19 protein-coding genes and 2 tRNA genes are annotated in these 18,585 nt (G+C 59.1%); 5 read left to right on the forward strand and 16 right to left on the reverse strand.

Going from position 1 to position 18,585, the window contains the following annotated elements:
* Positions 1 to 276: 276 nt before the first annotated feature.
* Positions 277 to 1,230 carry a sterol desaturase gene (locus tag MWU49_RS09625; RefSeq protein ID WP_246971234.1) on the reverse strand — a complete coding sequence of 318 codons (954 nt, stop codon included), beginning with the start codon at positions 1,228 to 1,230 and terminating at the stop codon, positions 277 to 279.
* Positions 1,231 to 1,329: 99 nt separating this feature from the next.
* Here MWU49_RS09625 and MWU49_RS09630 point away from each other — a divergent pair, with 99 nt between their 5' ends.
* From MWU49_RS09630 to MWU49_RS09645, 4 genes are all read left to right on the forward strand, one after another.
* Complete coding sequence (locus MWU49_RS09630) at positions 1,330 to 2,235, forward strand: LysR substrate-binding domain-containing protein (protein ID WP_246971236.1); 906 nt, start codon at positions 1,330 to 1,332, stop codon at positions 2,233 to 2,235.
* Between the two features lie 192 nt (positions 2,236 to 2,427).
* A complete protein-coding gene (locus MWU49_RS09635) occupies positions 2,428 to 2,928 on the forward strand; it encodes an FxsA family protein (RefSeq protein ID WP_246971238.1) in 501 nt (166 codons plus the stop codon).
* Between the two features lie 203 nt (positions 2,929 to 3,131).
* The gene (locus MWU49_RS09640) at positions 3,132 to 4,460 is read left to right on the forward strand and encodes a Na+/H+ antiporter NhaC family protein (protein WP_246971239.1); all 1,329 of its coding nucleotides are present in this window, start codon (positions 3,132 to 3,134) and stop codon (positions 4,458 to 4,460) included.
* A gap of 420 nt (positions 4,461 to 4,880) precedes the next feature.
* On the forward strand, positions 4,881 to 6,356 hold the full coding sequence (locus MWU49_RS09645; protein WP_246971241.1) for an AbgT family transporter: 1,476 nt from the start codon (positions 4,881 to 4,883) through the stop codon (positions 6,354 to 6,356).
* A 151-nt stretch (positions 6,357 to 6,507) separates the two neighbouring features.
* On the opposite strand, the gene MWU49_RS09650 is transcribed toward MWU49_RS09645, so the two are convergent.
* From MWU49_RS09650 to MWU49_RS09680, 7 genes are all read right to left on the reverse strand, one after another.
* Positions 6,508 to 6,894 (reverse strand): DUF4870 domain-containing protein, encoded by a 387-nt coding sequence (locus tag MWU49_RS09650; RefSeq protein WP_246971243.1) that lies wholly within the window; start codon positions 6,892 to 6,894, stop codon positions 6,508 to 6,510.
* Positions 6,895 to 6,957: 63 nt separating this feature from the next.
* The gene (queF, locus tag MWU49_RS09655) at positions 6,958 to 7,782 is read right to left on the reverse strand and encodes an NADPH-dependent 7-cyano-7-deazaguanine reductase QueF (protein ID WP_246971245.1); all 825 of its coding nucleotides are present in this window, start codon (positions 7,780 to 7,782) and stop codon (positions 6,958 to 6,960) included.
* A 59-nt stretch (positions 7,783 to 7,841) separates the two neighbouring features.
* Complete coding sequence (locus tag MWU49_RS09660) at positions 7,842 to 8,615, reverse strand: ABC transporter permease (RefSeq protein WP_246971248.1); 774 nt, start codon at positions 8,613 to 8,615, stop codon at positions 7,842 to 7,844.
* Complete coding sequence (locus tag MWU49_RS09665) at positions 8,612 to 9,544, reverse strand: ABC transporter ATP-binding protein (protein WP_246971251.1); 933 nt, start codon at positions 9,542 to 9,544, stop codon at positions 8,612 to 8,614. The genes MWU49_RS09660 and MWU49_RS09665 overlap by 4 nt, the downstream gene beginning before the upstream one ends.
* A gap of 44 nt (positions 9,545 to 9,588) precedes the next feature.
* Positions 9,589 to 10,257 (reverse strand): histidine phosphatase family protein, encoded by a 669-nt coding sequence (locus tag MWU49_RS09670; RefSeq protein ID WP_246971255.1) that lies wholly within the window; start codon positions 10,255 to 10,257, stop codon positions 9,589 to 9,591.
* A 388-nt stretch (positions 10,258 to 10,645) separates the two neighbouring features.
* Positions 10,646 to 10,721: transfer RNA gene (locus tag MWU49_RS09675), tRNA-Gly, on the reverse strand.
* A 34-nt stretch (positions 10,722 to 10,755) separates the two neighbouring features.
* Positions 10,756 to 10,831, reverse strand: a tRNA-Glu gene (locus tag MWU49_RS09680).
* Positions 10,832 to 11,005: 174 nt separating this feature from the next.
* On the opposite strand from MWU49_RS09680, the gene MWU49_RS09685 reads away from it, so the two are divergent.
* Positions 11,006 to 11,665, forward strand: coding sequence for a glutathione S-transferase family protein (locus tag MWU49_RS09685; RefSeq protein ID WP_246971257.1), 660 nt, complete (start codon positions 11,006 to 11,008; stop codon positions 11,663 to 11,665).
* 139 nt (positions 11,666 to 11,804) lie between these two features.
* On the opposite strand, the gene MWU49_RS09690 is transcribed toward MWU49_RS09685, so the two are convergent.
* The 8 genes from MWU49_RS09690 to ccmA form a co-directional block, all read right to left on the reverse strand.
* Positions 11,805 to 12,296 (reverse strand): GDYXXLXY domain-containing protein, encoded by a 492-nt coding sequence (locus MWU49_RS09690; RefSeq protein WP_246971260.1) that lies wholly within the window; start codon positions 12,294 to 12,296, stop codon positions 11,805 to 11,807.
* Positions 12,289 to 13,608, reverse strand: a complete 1,320-nt coding sequence (locus MWU49_RS09695) for a DUF2157 domain-containing protein (protein WP_246971263.1) — start codon at positions 13,606 to 13,608, stop codon at positions 12,289 to 12,291. Before MWU49_RS09695 ends, MWU49_RS09690 begins: the two co-directional genes overlap by 8 nt.
* 536 nt (positions 13,609 to 14,144) lie before the next feature.
* Positions 14,145 to 15,632, reverse strand: coding sequence for a RimK family protein (locus MWU49_RS09700; protein ID WP_246971265.1), 1,488 nt, complete (start codon positions 15,630 to 15,632; stop codon positions 14,145 to 14,147).
* Positions 15,633 to 15,863: 231 nt separating this feature from the next.
* Positions 15,864 to 16,325 (reverse strand): cytochrome c maturation protein CcmE, encoded by a 462-nt coding sequence (ccmE, locus tag MWU49_RS09705; protein ID WP_246971268.1) that lies wholly within the window; start codon positions 16,323 to 16,325, stop codon positions 15,864 to 15,866.
* Complete coding sequence (gene ccmD, locus MWU49_RS09710; protein WP_246971271.1) at positions 16,322 to 16,501, reverse strand: heme exporter protein CcmD; 180 nt, start codon at positions 16,499 to 16,501, stop codon at positions 16,322 to 16,324. Before ccmD ends, ccmE begins: the two co-directional genes overlap by 4 nt.
* A 1-nt stretch (position 16,502) precedes the next feature.
* The gene (ccmC, locus tag MWU49_RS09715) at positions 16,503 to 17,261 is read right to left on the reverse strand and encodes a heme ABC transporter permease CcmC (RefSeq protein WP_246971274.1); all 759 of its coding nucleotides are present in this window, start codon (positions 17,259 to 17,261) and stop codon (positions 16,503 to 16,505) included.
* Positions 17,262 to 17,930 (reverse strand): heme exporter protein CcmB, encoded by a 669-nt coding sequence (gene ccmB, locus MWU49_RS09720; RefSeq protein WP_246971277.1) that lies wholly within the window; start codon positions 17,928 to 17,930, stop codon positions 17,262 to 17,264.
* On the reverse strand, positions 17,927 to 18,544 hold the full coding sequence (gene ccmA, locus MWU49_RS09725; protein WP_246971279.1) for a cytochrome c biogenesis heme-transporting ATPase CcmA: 618 nt from the start codon (positions 18,542 to 18,544) through the stop codon (positions 17,927 to 17,929). Before ccmA ends, ccmB begins: the two co-directional genes overlap by 4 nt.
* Positions 18,545 to 18,585: the final 41 nt, after the last annotated feature.

Here is an 18,585-nt window from a genome sequence, read left to right on the forward strand (position 1 = left end):
CGTGCTTGCACGCGAAATCCGAGACTCCAGGGCCTGGGGTAATTCGCGTGCAGGCACGCTCCCACAGCGGCTTCGCAAAAAGGTTGATCACGGATTAACGGGAAAGGGACGGGTCCGGATTGGCCAAGGTGGTTTTCCCGGGTTTGCGTGTTGCCTGTTGCGTGAAGCATGTTGCGGCCGCAGAGCGGCCAAAAAAGACCCCGCCGGTTACCCGGCGGGGTCATGAATGTCGCACGCTCTCCCGAGGTGGACGTTGGCACACACTTGGGTGTTCGGTCAGGCTGCTTCGGGGGCCTTTTTCTGTTCCATCTTCTCGGCTTTTTTGGCGGCCTTTGCTGCGGCACGGGCTTTGGCCTTGGCGGCACCACCGGGCATGAAGTCACGGATGTCCCAGTAGAAGTAACGCTTCAACACGCTGTTGGCTTCGTCATCGTTCTGACGCCAGCCATAGATCTCCGGCTTGCTGGTTTCGATGGCCAGGGTGCGGAAGATCAGCCAGTCGTAAATCGCCAGGGTAGCAGTCACGTTCTTGGCAGAGTTCGGACCACGGGCGTGGTGCTGATGATGCTGGGTCGGGAAGGTGATGATATGCGCCAGACACCACATGGTCTTGCGTACCCAGGCCCAACGGTGATTCAGGAAGTACAGGTCCCAGTTCCAGTTCACATGGGTCTGGGCGGCCCACAGGCCCTTGAAAGCATTCGAGAACAGGAACACTTCAACCAGCCCCAGATACAGACACACCAGCTGGAACATGAAGTTCGGCATGATGAACCACCAGGCCCAGCCATTCACGAAGGTCTGGGTGACAGACAGCTGCCCCTTGTTGTCCTGGCCACCGGCAAGGTGATGGGGACGATGACTCATCTTGTAGACCGCCTGAATCCACTGCAGCACCTTGTTATTGGGCCGGCGACTATGGGCGAACAGATGGAAGGAGCCATGCAGGAATTCTTCGATACAGAAGAACGCGATGATCGTCGGCCAGAAATACTGCTCTTCCAGCCAGGCCAGAGAACCTGCACTACCCGGAAACAGGGTACTCAGGACAAGGGTGATCACGAGCAGCAGTAACGGACGCTGCACCACGATCATCATGAAAGTAGCGAGGAAGGCGACCTTCCAGTCCTGGTTGGTCTTGTGACCGTTGCGGGTACGCCCGCTGATGATTTCCCAGATAGCTGAGATGACGATAAACGCCGTCACCAGCAAGGTGAGTTGCTTGTCCATTGTTGCTCTCCAGATATTGTTATTTTGTTGCTGCGCACCCTTCGAACATAAACAGGCCGTATTATCTTTCCAAATTGATATTTGATATAAGTAATATCCATGAAGCTGAACTTACGCAGTATCGACCTGAATCTGCTGCCGGTCTTTGCGGCCATCATGGACGCCGGCCAGTTATCCCGCGCCGCAGAGCAACTGGGCATGAGCCAACCCGCCATCAGCGCCGCCCTGCAGCGCCTGCGGCATACCTTTGCGGACGAGTTGTTCGTGCGTACCCGCCAGGGGATGGAGCCCACGCCCCGGGCCCGCGAGCTGCACGAGCAGCTGGCACCGCAACTCAATGCCCTGCGCGAAGCCCTGGATCCAGGTAATCGCTTCGACCCGGCCACCAGCCAGCGGCATTTTCGCATCATCAGCGTGGATTACTTTGAAATGGTGGTCCTGCCACCGTTACTGGCTCGTATCCGGCAACAGGCCCCGGATGTGTTACTGGAGATCGTGCCCTCCGGCGACACCATGGCCGACGACCTGCACAAGGCCCGGGCAGACATCGCTGTGGACGCCTTCATTCCTGATGACGACCGGCTCATGCGCGAAGTCCTGCTGGATGAAGAGCTGATGGTCGTGGCCCGACAGGGACACCCCACGATCAAGGGGCGCTGCAGCAAGGCCCAGTTCCTCAAGGCCGAGCACGTGGTGCTGCCGGACCGCAACCGGCGCCTGCCACTGGATCAGATTCTGGATTCCCCCGGGTGGCAGCGGCGCACCGGCGCCAGGGTTACCCATTTTGTCAGCATGCTGGCCGCCACCGCGGGCTCGGACATGATTGCCACCGCCCCGCGACGGCTGGCCGAGCAATATGCCGGCGCCCTGCAGGTTCAGGTGCTGCCCTTCCCGGTAGCCGTGCCGCCGGTGCCCATCTACCAGCTCTGGTCTCCGGCGCTGGATCAGGACCCGGCCCACCAATGGCTTCGCGAACAGCTTAGCGCCACGCTGAAAGCACTTTGATTATCGATTCCCACTGAGGGAGCGTGCCTGCACGCGAAAGGTCGGTTGTCACAGGTGAGGCATTCGCGTGCAGGCACGCTCCCACAGGTTGTTACCATCAAACGTCGGGCATCCAGCGTACAACTGAACCCAGCACTTGAATCGGTGTCTTACCATCACCATCTCCGAAATACCTACCCCACAGGACTGCTCATGAGTTTTGGCCGTATTTTCTTCTTCATCTTTGGTTTTGCGCTATTGGAAGTGCTGGTACTGGCCAAGGTCGCCGGGCTGATCGGCTGGCCGATTACCATCGTCGCCACCGTGGCCACCGCCCTGCTGGGCAGCTACTTGTTCCGCAGCCAGGGGCTGGAAACCTGGATCCGTCTCAACCAGAAGATGCAGCAAGGGGAGATGCCAGGCCAGGAAATGGTGGAAGGCATCATGCTGCTTCTCGGCGGTGCCCTGCTGATTACCCCGGGCTTCATCACCGATGCGGTGGGCTTCGCCCTGCTGCTGCCCACTTCCCGCCGGCTAATGGCGCGCAAGGTGATCGAGAAAGGCACCCTGCAAAGTTTCACCACCATGCAAGGCGGAGGCTTCACCTACACCAGTTACACCCGTACCGGCGGTGGCAATCCGTTCCAGCAGCCGGTGGACCGCAACGATGGCCATGTGACCATTGACGGTGAGTCGCGCCGTGAGGATAGATAAAGGCCGCTTCACGCTTCACGCAACAGGTATCACGCCAAGACCGAAAACCACGAATACTTGCTGTTCGTGACTCGTGGATCGAAACTCGCCTCCGCATTGCTTCCCCGCACCATTCATCTGACGGGTTAGGAAGCGCTCGCTGTCCCTGCTAGACTGCGCCTCCTCCAGCTCCGGCTGGCTGGTCGATTCTCCCAGGAGGCCCCATGACCCTCACTCTGCTCAATCCCGTTGTCTGGTCCGTGCTGTTGCTCATGGGGCTTAGCCTTGCGCGGATGAATGTAGTGCTGGCGCTTCTATGTGCGGCGCTGGTGGCGGGAATTGGCAGTGGTCTGGACCTGTCTGCCACCCTGGCGGCCTTCAGCGACGGTCTGGGGGGCGGTGCCAATATCGCGTTGAGCTATGCGCTGCTCGGCGCGTTCGCCGTCGCCATTGCCCGTTCCGGGATTACCGAGTGGCTGGCCGGACGAATTATCGTGCGACTTGGCGGCACGCCCGAGCCTGCACAGCTGCGCCGTATCCGCACCCTGGTGCTAAGCGTATTGCTGGTAGCGGCAATCATGAGCCAGAACCTGGTGCCCATTCATATCGCCTTTATTCCGATCCTGGTGCCGCCACTGCTGGAAGTCATGCACCAGCTACGTCTGGATCGCCGACTGGCAGCCTGTGTGCTGACGTTTGGGCTGATCACCCCTTACATGGTGCTGCCGGTAGGGTTTGGCAGCATCTTCCTGCACACCCAGCTGGGCCCGAGCATGGCAAAAGCCGGCCTGCCACTCGACAAGGCAGAGCTGCCCATGGCCATGCTGCTGCCGGCAGCCGGCATGGTGGTGGGATTGATACTGGCCTTTATCCGTTACCGAAACCCCCGTGATTACCAGCCTGTGCAGCTACCCGGAGAAGAGCAGCATGCCCCGCTCTCGACCCGCAATGTGATCGTTGCCTGCCTGGCACTGGCGGCAGCCCTGATCCTGCAGCTATACAGCGATTCCATTATCCTCGGCGCCCTGGTGGGCTTTCTGGTGTTCACCGCTGGCGGCGTGGTGCCATGGAAGGAATCCCAGGATGCCTTTACCCAGGGCGTGAAAATGATGTCGCTGATCGGCTTTATCATGATCGCCGCCAATGGTTATGCCTCCGTGGTACAGGCCGGCGGGCAGGTGCCGGCATTGGTGGAAGCCGTCACCAGCGGCTTGCAGAGCCCGCCGATTGCCGCAGCACTGCTGCTGGTACTGGGCCTGTTTGTGACACTCGGCATCGGCTCATCCTTTTCCACCATCCCGATCATCACCACCCTGTACGTCCCGCTGTGCATGGCATTGGGCTTTTCGCCACTGGCCACCGCCGCCCTGGTCGGCAGTGCTGCCGCCCTGGGCGACGCCGGCTCCCCGGCATCCGATTCCACCCTGGGCCCCACCGCTGGCCTGAATGCCGACGGCCAGCACGATCATATTCGCGATACGGTGATTCCGACGTTTATTCACTACAACCTGCCGTTGATGGCAGCGGGCTGGCTCGCAGCGATGTGGCTTTGATAAACGCTGCACGCTTCACGCAACATGCAGCACGCTTAAAGCCCAAATTCAAAAGCGGATTTACCACAGAGGGCACAGAGCTCACTGAGGAGAACAACGGGTTTACTCCCTGCCTCCTGTCAGCTCTGCGGTAATAGCGCAAACCTGCCTTCAGTGACGCTGTAGGCGTTCCACTTGAGGGACGAACCGAGCGCAGCGAGGCGACCGAAGGGAGATCATTCTTTAAAAACCTGTCAGCCCTGGAAATACCTGATCTCTCTTCGGTCGATTCCGTGCTTCGCACGGTTCGCGCCTCAAGCGGCGCTCCTACAGCATTAACACAGGTCATCGTTAACCTGCCCGCGATCCCGACAAGACAAACTTCTTCCCGCGTTGTAGCTTGTGGCTTGTTGCTTGAAGCTTTTTTCACAAGGACTCGCCATGGCCCGACACACTTTTCTTGCCCGGCTGGAAGCGCTGGGCAATCGGTTGCCGCATCCGACATTGTTATTCGTCTGGCTCTGCTTGCTGCTGCTGCCCCTGACAGCGTTGTTGCAGGGACTTGGGCTAACCACCTCCCACCCTATTACTGATAACACCGTGGCAGTTCGCTCGCTGGTGGACGGAGATGGCATTCGCTATCTGTTTACTTCACTGGTCGGCAACTTCACCGGTTTTGCCCCGCTGGGGGTGGTGCTGGTGGCTATGCTCGGTCTGGGTGTAGCTGAGCAATCCGGCTTGCTGTCGGTGAGCCTGGCCGGGCTGGTGAAAAAGGCGTCGGGCAAGATGCTGGTGATTACCGTGGCCTTTGCCGGAGTGCTCTCCAGCATGACCGTGGATGCAGGTTATGTGGTGCTGATCCCCTTGGCGGGGTTGGTGTTTCAGCTGGCCGGGCGCTCTCCTCTGGCGGGCATCGCCACCGCCTTTGCGGCGGTGTCGGGCGGCTTCAGTGCCAACCTGCTGGTGGGGCCGGTAGACGCCACGCTGGCCGGCCTGACAACTGAGGCTGTGGCGCTGGTAGATCCTGCCCGTACCGTGGAAGCAACGGACAACTACTGGTTTATCATTGCCTCTACCTTCCTCGTCACCGCATTAGTCAGTGCAGTGACACTGCGCTTCACTGAACCCCGTCTGGTCGGGCAGGCAGCGGGCGAAGCGGTGCCCGTTGAAGCCCCGACCAGCGATGCCAGTGCGATACGCTGGACACTGGTGAGCCTGGTGGCGCTATTGATCGCCATCGCCCTGCTGGTGATTCCAGCCGGCGCCCCGCTGCGCCATCCGGAAACGGGCAGCGTACTCGGCTCGCCCTTTATTCATGGCCTGGTAGTGATAGTGGCACTGGTGGCCGGGATATGTGGCGCCGTTTACGGACGAGTGAGCGGACAGTTCCGCAATGCCGGCGACATTATCACCGCCATGGAAACCACCATGGCCTCCATGGCCGGCTATCTGGTGCTGATGTTCTTTGCCGCGCAGTTTGTCGCCTGGTTCAACTACAGCCAGCTGGGCCTGCTGCTGGCGGTGGAAGGCGCCGCCTGGCTCGGCAGCCTGTCGATTCCCAAGGTGGCGCTGCTGCTTCTGTTCGTCCTGTTGGCAGCATCCATTAACCTGATGATCGGCAGCGCCTCGGCAAAATGGTCGATCCTGGCGCCGATCTTCGTACCCATGCTGATGCTGATCGGCATTGATCCGGAAGCCACCCAGGCGGCTTATCGAGTGGGGGATTCCAGTACCAATATCATCACCCCACTGATGCCCTACTTCGTGCTGGTACTGGGTTTCGCCCGCCGTTACCAGCCAGACACCGGCATCGGCACACTGATGGCCATGATGCTGCCGTACAGCCTGACGTTATTAGTGGGGTGGTCGGTGTTGCTGGGAGTGTGGATCGGGTTTGGCTGGCCGCTGGGACCGTGAAGACAGGCACAAGCTACAAGCTTCAAGCTGCAACACGAAGAAAGATTTGCGCGAAGCCTGTGCCTCCAGGCTTCGCGCTGCAACGCCCTTGCAATAAAAAACCGCACCTTGGAGGCGCGGTTTTTAGCTTGTAGCTTGCGGCTTGCAGCTATCAGTTAATCAACCGCAGCGTAAACGGGTAGCGGTAGGCCACACCGTCGTTGGCTTTCAGGCCGGCGATGATGGTAATCACCAGCCAGAAGATCGCCAGGATCGGCATCAGGATGGCACCGATCACTACGAAGGTGAGCAGGAAGCTGACAAAGAAGGCGATGAGCATGGTGATATTGAAGTTCACCGCTTCCTTGCCCTGATCATCCACAAAGCTGCTTTCGTCCTTCTTGACGATCCACATCACCAACGGACCGATCAGGTTACCGAAGGGGATAATGAAGCCAATCAGGGCCAACAGGTGGCAAGCCATGGCCTGGCTACGCTCTTCCTTGCTGGGCCCTGCCTGCTGCTCTGTATCGGCCTGTGTCTGTTCCATATCAGTCATGATGCTTTCCTTGTTAAATGACGGAGGATATCAGGCCGCATTATAAACAAGGCTGCACATAAATCACTGCCGCACAGTTCTCCGATTTGGCAATGCCTGCTCACTGTTGGAACGGAATGGATTAATGTCGATGCCGCCACGGCGGGTAAAGCGACCGTAGACCGTCAGGTGGCGCGGGGAACATTGCGCCATCAGATCCACAAACATCTGTTCGATGATCTGTTCATGGAAGCCCTGGTGATTACGCAGGGAAACCACGTAACGCAGGAAACTTGCCGGGCTGATGGCACGGCCGGTGTAACGCACCACCACCGTGGCCCAATCCGGCTGGTTGGTCACCGGGCAGTGGCTGCGCAGCAGATGGGAATATAGCTGCCCGGTCTGCTCGGGGCCCTGGTCGCACAACAACAGGTCCGGATTGTAATTGTAGTGCTCGAAGTTCAGATCGATCTTGTCGACGCACTGGCCCTTGTCTTCCCACAACGGCATCGTTGCCGCGTCTTCCAGGGAATACAGCAACACCTCAATGCCGGCACCCACAATCTGGGCCACATCCTTCTCAATCAAGGCGCGCACTTCATCCCGGCTGGCAAAGCGGGTATTGGCAAAGGAATTCAGGTACAGCTTGAGGGACTTGGATTCGACAATGTTCGGCGTGGTGCAGGGAATACGCAGCTCGCACATGGCCACCACCGGCTTGCCCTTTTCGGTCAGCCAGGAAAGTTCGTAGGCATTCCAGATGTCGGTACCGTGGAATGGCAGGTCTGTGCTTTCCAGATCCAGCGATTCCCGGGCATCCCAACGCGGCACCGGACACAACAGGGCCGGGGTGTACTCGTCCACATAATCGCTGGAGCGTCCCAGCGGGGTGTCTTTCAAGTAACTCATGCTCTCTCCCCGGGCAAAGCCGTGCCCTCAATGGCCTGATATAACAGCTTTAATACTAATTAATGACGGATGCCAGTGCCACGCTGCAACATCCACAACGCAATCACAAAAAACACCGCCACAAAGCCGGCAATGGTGGCCAGCGATGCATAGACATTCACATCACTGACCCCCAGCACCCCATACCGGAAGGCATTCACCATATACACGATGGGGTTCGCCAGGCTTACCGTGCGCCAGAACTCCGGCAACATATCGATGGAATAGAATACCCCGCCCAGATAGGTCAGCGGCGTGAGGACAAAGGTCGGCACAATGGAAATGTCATCAAACTTTTTCGCCAGGATGGCGTTGATGAAACCACCAATGGCAAACAGCGCGGCGGTGAGCACCACCACCACGACAGTGACAAAGACGTGCTGCATGGAAAGGTGGGTAAAGAACAGGCTCAACAGGCTAACGATCACCCCCACCAACATGCCACGCACCATGCCGCCTACCACAAAGCCAGTGAGAATGATCCAGGACGGCATGGGCGAGACCAGCATTTCCTCGATGGAATGCTGGAACTTGGTGGAAAAGAACGAACTCACCACATTGCCATAACTGTTCTGGATCACGCTCATCATGATCAGACCCGGCACGATGTACTGCATGTAATCGAAGCCGCCCATCTCCCCTACCCGGCTACCGATCAGGTTGCCGAAGATCACGAAATACAGGCTCATGGTGATGGCCGGCGGCAACAGGGTCTGCGGCCAGATCCGGGTGAAACGGCGAATTTCCTTGGTGACGATGGTCAGGAACGCCACCCACTGTTCACGTGGACTCATGCGGATGCCTCCCCTGCCAGGTTCTTCTCGACCAGACGCACAAACAGCTCTTCCAGCCGGTTGGCCTTGTTGCGCATGCTCATCACTTCAAAATTCTGCTCGGCCAGCGCCACAAACAGGGTATTGAGGCTTTGTGTCTTGGGCACTGCCACTTCCAGGGTCTGGCTGTCCTTGAGAATCACATCAAAGCCATCCAGTGCCGGCACTGTCTCTACCGGCCGGGCCAGATCGAGAATGAAGGTCTCGACCTGCAGCTTCTCGAGGAGCGCACGCATGCTGGTATTTTCCACAATGGTGCCGTGATCAATGATGGCGATATTGCGGCACAGGGATTCGGCTTCTTCCAGGTAGTGGGTGGTCAGGATAATGGTCTTGCCTTCCTGATTGATGCGGGTAAGAAAATCCCACATGGAACGACGCAGCTCGATATCCACGCCGGCGGTGGGCTCATCCAGAATCAGCAGATCGGGCTCATGGACCAGGGCACGGGCGATCATCAGGCGGCGCTTCATGCCGCCGGAAAGAGTGCGCGACTGCATGTCGCGCTTGTCCCACAGGCCTAGCTGGCGCAGATATTTTTCCGCCCGCTCTCGTGCCAGCGGTGCCGGAATACCGTAGAAGCCCGCCTGGGTCACCACGATATCGAACACCTTTTCGAACTGGTTGAAGTTGAATTCCTGGGGCACCACGCCGATTTTCTTCTTGGCGATGGAACGCTCGGCATCCAGTGAGTGGCCGAAGATGCTCACCTCACCCTCGCTCTTGCTCACCAGTGAGCTGATCACGCCAATGGTGGTGGATTTACCCGCCCCGTTAGGGCCCAACAGGGCAAAAAAATCGCCCTGCTGTACTTCAAGATCAATGCCTTTTAGTGCCTGGACACCGTTGGCATAGGTCTTGGTGAGATTACGAATCGTCAGCGCTGACAAGATTCACCTCGGTCAGAATTGGAAATAAAGAATTAAGGACAGAACTACAGCGCGCAGTGGCCGTGATCGCCACGCCAGATCCAGTGCATCTGCCCGGATGTGAACCACACCCACAGGCCTTCCATCATCCAGGGCCAGTCGTCTTCGGTGATCTGACGACGGCCGTGCAATTCTGCCACCAGTACCGCGAGGATGGTGTCATGGGTGACATGCACATTGAGATGGCCCGGGCGGGGCTCTCTTTCCTGCAGATACGCCGCCAGCTTGGCCCGGCCTTCCGCCGGGGACAGCATCCCCTCGAATGGTTCCTGCAGGTGCTTGTTGAGGAAGCGAAAGGCTCCCAGCTTGAAGAAGGTGGGGCCGACTTCGTTGATATCAACCACGTAACAGCCGGGTTCGACCAGGGTGGTATCGACCTCGATGTCCTCTGGTGCCTTGGCCATCAACCCGGCCTTCACCGCCCCTTCCGCCATGGCCTTGGCGGTATTGATACAGCGCCCCACCGGACTGGAGTAGAACGCCTCCACCGGCCGGTTCAGCTTGCCGCCCCAGTCACGGGCCATTTCCACCCCTTCCGGGGTCAGCGGCAGGCGATAATCGGCAAAGCCATTCTTGGCCAGCTCACGCACGGAATGGCGGGTCAGCAGATGGACAGGCTTGTCCTTCGGCAGCAGGTTGAGGGCATCCAGTAATCGCGGGTGTAGGCGGGCCATAGTCTTATCGCTTCTGGTCAGCCATCAGTGTAGGCAGCAAAGCGGGGAATGCCAATGGTGGAAAGAACGCCAGATGCTTGATGCCTGATGCCTGACGCTTTAAACCCGCCTTCCATAACGCTCTATCGCTTGCAGGCATACCCTGAAGGGCACAGAGAGCTCCCACAGCGAAACAAAGTGCGGGGCGAGACGCGAGTTTCGAGTTGCGAAAACCTTTGTGGACTGAGGCCCGTTATGCCCTGCCCTGTTTTTCCTCAGTGATCTCTGTGACCTCTGTGGTAAAACAACCTTTAGGGTTCTGGATTCTGGCGTGATGCGTGTTGCATGAAGCGTGATGCAGCCGCGCAGCGGCCAAAAAAAAGGGACCCGATTGGGTCCCTTCTTTATTTGGAGCGGGAAACGAGATTCGAACTCGCGACCCCGACCTTGGCAAGGTCGTGCTCTACCAACTGAGCTATTCCCGCTTTACTTGTTGCCAGCTAACTACCAGCGAATTAGTGGCGTCCCCTAGGGGAGTCGAACCCCTGTTACCGCCGTGAAAGGGCGGTGTCCTGGGCCACTAGACGAAGGGGACCCGGGCTTGACGTGGTGCGTCAAAGCGGCGCGTAGAATAGGTATCTGAGCCCCCATCGTCAAGGAAAATTTTTGTCCTGACTCACCATTGACCCCAAAAAGTCACCCTGCTCTGATAAAGAGCCTTAATAATCGGCAACTTGCTGAAAAAACGCTCATTTTCCGGGAGAGAAACATGACCATCAAGCTGTACGGCGCCGCTCTGTCGCCTTTTGTCCGCAAGACCCGGGTCGCATTGGCCCTGAAGGGAATCGAATACGAATCCGTACATGTGGACCCGACCAACTTCCCGGAAGGCTACGAGAAAATCAGCCCCATGAAGCGGATCCCGGCCCTGGAAGTGGATGGCCAGTACCTGCCCGACTCCGCCGCCATCTGCGCCTGGGCCGAGAAGGTCAACCCGGAACCGGCCCTCTACCCCTCCGACGCCATGGACCTGGGCCGCACCATCTGGCTCGAGCGTTTCGTGGATTACGACCTTGCCATGCGCTGCACCTTCGCGGTGTTCCGCAACCGGGTACTGATGCGCCTGATCGGCAAGGAGTGTGACGAGGAGAAGGTCCAGCACGCCCTGGAACAGACCATCCCGCCGCTGTTCGACTACCTGAACACTGAACTGGAAGGCCGCGAATTCCTGGTCGGTGACAACCTCACCATCGCCGACATCGCCCTGGCCAGCCAACTGGTCAACTTCCACCATGGCGGCGAAGCCGTCGATGCCACCAGGTACCCCCACCTGGCCGCCCACACCGAGCGCATGCATGCGCTGGAGCCGTTCGCCAGGACCATCGAGAAAGAGTCCGGGTTTGTGCAGAAAGTGCTCGGAGGGCAGTGAACAGTTAACAGTGAATAGTGAACAGCTCGCGGTTACGCGCCTGTTTTGACTGCAATCCATGAGGCCGCGCCCAGACTATGGGCGCGGCCTCATGCGTTTCAGGATCAAGGGAGCCCGACCGCGCGCTGTTCACTGTTAACTATTCACTGTTAACTGAAACCAATGCAGCACGCCCATTCGGCGCCACCCTGACCACCGCCACCGCTTCCTCACGGAGCTGCCGCTCCAGGGCCAGGGCTTTTTCCTTCGGGGCGAACAGGGCTTCGATGCCGAAGGTCAGGCGACTGCCGCCCCACCAGGGACTGGAGGAAACGCGGCCGCGCAGGAACAGGCCCTGCTCGGGCTTGTGATGATCCGGCTCTCCGGCAGTCCACAGGTTCCCTTCCCGCGTCAACGGCAGATAAATCACGTCGCCGGGAAGGAAGTCCGGGGCCTCCAGGTTGCTGAAGGGATAGTTGAGCCGCGCATAGTTGCCGCGGAACAGGTCGCGGGGGTCCACCGGCTGTGTCTTCAGGCGGATTTCCTCGCCTACCCACAGCGGATAGAAGCCGTTGATAAACACCCCTGCCATGATCACCAGCTGCAGGCCCAACGCGGCTATCAGAGCCAGTTTCAGAGTACGCTTATTCATGGCGCTGACCTCCTTGTGTGCCCTGCCCCGGCGGCTGCCGGTCACGCCAGTAGCGTGCCGCCGCATAGAGGATAGCCGCCGCGATCAGGAACATGACGGCACCACCCACGTAGTCGCCGACCAGATCCACATAGCGGATCATGGCCAGCACCAGCAACAACCCGACACCACTGTAGAAATACTGGCTGAAGCCTTTCTCAAGCCCCTGCTGGATCAGCACGATGGCAGACACCAGCGCCAGCAGGTTCACCATCACCGCCATGGGCACGGCGACAGCCTCTCTATCCATGCCATGAAACAGCACCAGCAACAGCGGCACCCCCATCACCAACCCGCGGGCGAGAGGATGGGCACCACCATCACGCAGTGCCAGCAAAGCCGCCGGGATCGCCGCCATCAGCCCCAGCCATAAACCAGGATCAGAAAAGCCCTGCAGATCCTTCATGTAGGCACTGCAGGCACTGGAAAAGGTGAACGGGATCAGCAGGATCAAATAGCCGCGCAGGGACCACAGCGACAGCAAGGTAGCCGTTCGGCGCATGGGGGCCGAGGCGCTCGGCGCCAGACGATGCCCGACCATGAATACCAGCGCCAGCAGCCCCATATTCATGGTGAAGTGGCCGGTATCGAAATCCGGTCGCCAGGGATAGCCGTAGAACCAGGCCAGCAGAATATTTAGCCAGCCCACCGTCACGGCCACGGTCACCACATTCAGGCCAGCCGAACGCGCCTGACGTGCCACCCCGAGAGCGGCGGCAATAAACAGCACCATTTCCCAGGGCGGCGAGAATTTGCCCTCGTTGAGCAGCCACAGCAGTGCCACCGCCAGCATCAACAGGGCCAGCACCCGGCTGCGCACCAGCAAGGCCATTGGCGCGATTCCCAGGGCCCAGTAGAACAGCCCATCCGGGTAGTGTTCGCCGAGATGATAGATCTGGGCGATCAGCATGATGGAGGCTCCATAGCTGATGCTGCCCACAAACAGCCAGCCGAGCCCGGCTTCGCGTTTCAGGTATTGATAGATGCCCATCCCGTTGAGCGCCAGTGTGGTGCCGATCAGGCCCAGCATGCGCACAGCACGGGGGATGTCCTCCCAGTTGGCAGAGACCAGCAACAACAGCGCCATGCCCACAAACAGCAAGGCGATCCCCACCAACACCTTGTAGGCCAGGGAGCCATCACAGCCATCGTCAAGACTGGTGCCATAACGGGCAAGGATACGATTGCCCTGCTCCGCACTGATGTCCCCCTCTTCCACCCACTGGCGACATTCACTGCGCAGCTCGCGGCGTAATAATCCGAGCAGTTGCATGAAACGATCCTGTGTCTTTTTTTCGATAAGACCGCAAGGAAGGAGGAAACGCAATGAAGGGGTGTTACGGGGTGTTTGGCGGGGTGTTCAATAGAGAGACGTCTGACGCTTCATGCAACACGCTTGACGCGAGAAAACCCATTAAGGGCTCAAAGAATGTAGGGCGGAAATCGGCGAAAGCCGATCTCCGCCAGCGTGCCAGCCTTGCTGGGTTTCTTATACAATTCGAACAGCGTCTCTGGAATCCTTACCTCGCTGAAACGAGGATCGCCATGCAAGCATAGCTCCTACGGGCTCTAACAGAGACAGGAGCCAACTGCATCTCAGTTCCTCGCTGTCGCTCGGTTCGCGCCTCAAGTTGCGCTCCTACAGCGGCTTCGTAGAAATGCCGAAGCTAGGGAACTTTTCGGCCTTTCTTATTCCAATCAGCGTAGCTCGTAGCTCGTAGCTCGTAGCTCGTAGCTCGTAGCTCGTAGCTCGTAGCTCGTAGCTCGTAGCTCGTAGCTCGTAGCTCGTGGCTCGTAGCTCGTAGCTGCTTATACCGGCAGGCCGATTCGCTTGGCTTCCAGGCGACGCAGGAATTCCAGCATCAACTGGCGGTAGAGATCCTCGCCCAACCAGGCATCTTCCACGCCGGCATCGATATTGGGGTTGTCGTTCACTTCGATAACCACGATCTCGTCACCGGACTGCTTCAGATCCACGCCATAGAGACCGTTGCCCATCAAACGCGCGGCTTTCAATGCCGTCTTCAGCACCTTGGCCGGGACTTCCTGTACCGGCAGCGTGCGGCTGTTGCCGGATGCGGTCTTGCCGCTGCTCTGGTGATGATAGATCTGCCAGTGGCCCTTGCTCATGAAATACTGGCAGGCAAACAGCGGCCGGTTGTTGAGCACCCCGATGCGCCAGTCATAGTCGGTATACATGAAGGCCTGGGCCAGCACCACCGATGACTGCTTCAGATAACCGGCCAGTGCCGCAGCCAGCGCCTCGCGGGTAGTGACCTTGCTGATCCCCCGGGAAAAGCTGCCGTCCGGAATCTTCAGCACCATGGGCAGCTTGAGCTCGTCCACCAGCCTGTCGATCTGCTCATCGTCAGCGGAGAAGATGAACGCAGTAGGCGGCACCGGCACATTGTTGGCCTGCATCAACTCGGCCAGATAGATCTTGTTGGTGCAGCGCAGAATGGAGCCCGGATCATCAATCACCACCATGCCTTCCTGCTCGGCCTTGCGGGCAAACTGATAGGTATGGTGATCCAGCGCGGTGGTTTCGCGAATGAACAAACCATCGTATTCACCCAGCCGCGTGTAAGCGTCCCGGCCAACCAGGTCGACCCGGATACCCAATTGCCGACCTGCCTTGATAAAGCGTTTCAACGCGGTCTTGTTGCTCGGCGGCATGGCCTCGTCATCGTTGACCAGCATGGCCAGCTCATAGCGGTCACTGCGACGGCGGCGCGGATTGCGCCACACCCTTGCATTGAACTGCTCCAGGGCCTGGGCGAACTGATCTTCCTGGTTGCCTTTCAATTGCTTCAGGGTGACCGGCTTGAGAGCTTCAATGCTCCAGTTCTCGCGGCGGCGAAACTCCACCTTGAGCAGCGGGCATGGCAGCTGATCAAAGATCTGCCGGCCCAGATCCGCCAGCCCTTCCTGATCGGTCTGGCCAAAGAACAACAGCAGCGTGAAGCGATCCGAGGCACTTCCCTTGCGCTTCATGGCCTTGTCGAGGGCGGCTTCGAACTGGTCGAAATGCAGGCCATAGAGAGCCTTGCGACTCAGATCGTTTACTGTACGCACCGAGGGCATCACCCGCTGACCACGGGCTTCGGCCAGCAGCGAACAATAGTATCCGGGGCTGAGGTATTTATAACTGCGGCACAGGTTAAGCACCTGCACCTTCTTGTCCGTGCAGACCGCTTGTTCAGCCTGAAGATATTCCCGGGCAGACAACAGATGGCGGGCGGGATAGTAGGCGGCCCAATCAGCGGGATCGTCTACCAGAATGATGACCTGACTCATGAAAAGCCCTGACACAGGGGCACCGCGAATGGGGTGCCGATAGGGGCGAATTTAGGGCTTGTGGGAGGGGGGGCGCAAGGGAAAGTTAACAGTTAACAGTGAATAGTTAACAGCGCGCGATAGAGGGTGTCAGTTCCCAAACGCAAGAGGCCGCGCCCAGGCTTTGGACGCGGCCTCTTACTTGCAGTCATGACAAAACCCGACCGCGCGCTATTAACTGTTAACTGTTAACTATTCACTATATCCATCAGCCTTCTTGGCCCCCGGATGCCCCGCCTTCTCCAGCGCATCCTGCACTTCCGGTGGCATGTAGGTTTCGTCGTGCTTGGCCAGTACTTCCTCGGCTTCGAAGCGGGAGGTGCTGATCAGGGTGCCGTTGGCGACGATGCCCTGCCCTTCGCGGAACAGGTCCGGGAGGATGCCCTGGTAATGAACCGTGAAGCTGCCTTTGCCGTCGGTGATGTCGAAGGTCACGTCGAGGGTTTCTTCATTGCGCTTCACAGAGCCATCGACCACCAGCCCGCCGACCCGCATCTGGGTGTCCAGCGGCGCTTCACCGGCGACCACCTGCTGAGGGGTGTAGAACAGATTGATGTTCTGACGCAGGGCGTAAAACATCAGGCCCACGGCAATACCCAGGCCCACCAGAACCGCCAGCACCAGAATCAGGCGTTGCTTACGTACGGAATTCATTCATCTACCTCAGCTCTGCGCTGTTGCCGCGCAAGGGTTTCTCGCACCTGTCCCTGTCCACGAAGTGCCAGCACCATGCTGGCAATGATCAGAACCGCGCTGATTCCGTAGGCGGTCCAGACGAAAAAGCCATGTTTGCCCATGGCCAGAAAGTCGGCAAAGGATTCAAATGCCATGTTACTTGCCTCCTGTCCGGATCAGGGTCTGTACCCACTTGCTGCGCCGCTCGCGCCACTCTACTTCGCTACGGGCACGGATCAGCACATTCACCGCATACAGTAACCACAGCCCCAGCATGCTGATCAGCAGCGGGTATTTCATGGCCGGGTTGATGGTGGATTCTCCGAACAGTTTCAGGGTGGAACCCTGATGCAGGGTCTGCACCCATTCCACCGAATACTTCACGATCACCACATTGATCACCCCGACGATGGCCAGCAGGCCCGCTGCCCGGGCAGCCTGGCGAGGCTCGCGGATCACGTTCTGCAGGGCAATCACGCCCACATACATGAACAGCAGAATCAGCATGGACGTCATGCGGGCATCCCACTGCCAGTAGGTGCCCCAGGTGGGCTTGCCCCACAGGGAACCGGTGATCAGGGAAATCGCTGCCAGCGCCGCACCGAACGGGGCGATGGCCTTGAGCATCACCTCGGCCATTTTCATGCGCCACACCACGGCCACCAACCCGGACACACCCAGAGCCATGTAGCCCATCAGCGCGCCGCTGGAAGCCGGCACATGGATGAAAATGATGCGGTAGCTGTTGCCCTGCTGATAATCGCTGGGCGCGAACGCCAGGCCCCAGACCAGTCCGGTGAGCAGGGTAATCAGGGCAATAGGCGTCAGCCAGGGCAGTACCCGGGAGCTGAAGGTATGAAAGTAGCGCGGGGATCCCAGCATGTGATACCAGCGCTTGAGCGTTTGCCAGACCATTTAGTTTCCTGAGCTGATTTTCAGACCCGCCGCCACGGCCAGAGGGCCAAGGCTGGCGGTGAGCGCCAACAGCGCACCGAGGATGGCCAGCACACCAGGTACCGGGCCACCTTCCACGGCAGTACGAATCACCCCGGCGCCAAAAATCAGCACCGGAATGTACAGCGGCAACACCAATACCGCCAACAATATCCCGCCCCGGTTCAAGCCCACGGTGAGGGCCGAACCGATGGCACCGATCACCGTCAGTGCCGGGGTGCCCAGCAGCAGGCTGAGCATCACCACACCCAGCACCCGATCAGGCAACTGCAGCATGTGTGCCAGCACCGGCGACACCAGCACCAGCGGCAGGCCCGTGAGCAGCCAGTGGGCCAGCAGCTTGGCCGTGACCGGCACCACCGTCATCACCGGCGAGGTGAGCAACTGCTCCAACACCCCGCTTTCCTGATCTCGACGGAACAGCCCATCCAGTGACAGCATCACCGCCAGCAGGGCCGCTACCCACAATACGCCGGGGGCAATCAGCGCCAGGAGTTCCGGCTTGGGCGAAATCGCCAGCGGGAACAGACTGATGACCATGACGAAGAAAAACAGCGGATTGATGATCTCCGCCGGGCTACGCCACAGCACCAGTAATTCCCGGGACAGGGCCGCACGAAAAGCTGTCATGCCAGCACCTCCGCACGCCCCTTGGCAAGGTGCAACCTTTTCACTCCATCGCCCACCTGATGGTGGGAGGTGTACAGCACCAGACTGCCAGCGTCGGCGGCCTTCTGGATCTGCTCATCCAGTTGCGCCACGCCATCCTGATCAATGGCGGTGTAGGGCTCATCCAGCACCCACACACCCTTACGCTCCAGCCACAACCGTGCCAGCGCCACGCGGCGTTTCTGGCCAGCGGAAAGATGCGCCGCCGGCACATCCTCGAAACCACGCAGACCCACCGCCGCCAGTGCCGCCATGGGATCACCTGACTGGGCGCCCAGCGCGCAGGTAAATTTGAGGTTCTCAAGCGGCGTAAGTTCCTCACGCACACCAGGTTGGTGGCCCAGGTACAGCAGCTCACTACGCCAGTTGTCATCCCACCAGTCGCGCTGGCCTTCATAGAAGCCGTGCAGCCCCACCAGAATACGCAACAAGGTGGTCTTGCCGGCCCCGTTGGCACCGGTAATCTGCCAGATCTCACCAGCCCGGGCGGTCAGGGAAACATCACGAAACAGCACGCGATCATCACGCTCGCATTGCAATTGTTCGAGTGTCAGTCGAATGGGGGTATCAGACAAAATCGGGCTCCCTGAAACAGCGCCGGAGTATAGCACGGCAA

It is taken from the genome of Alcanivorax sp. S6407 (genome assembly GCF_023016115.1).
Taxonomy (GTDB): Bacteria; Pseudomonadota; Gammaproteobacteria; order Pseudomonadales; family Alcanivoracaceae; genus Alcanivorax.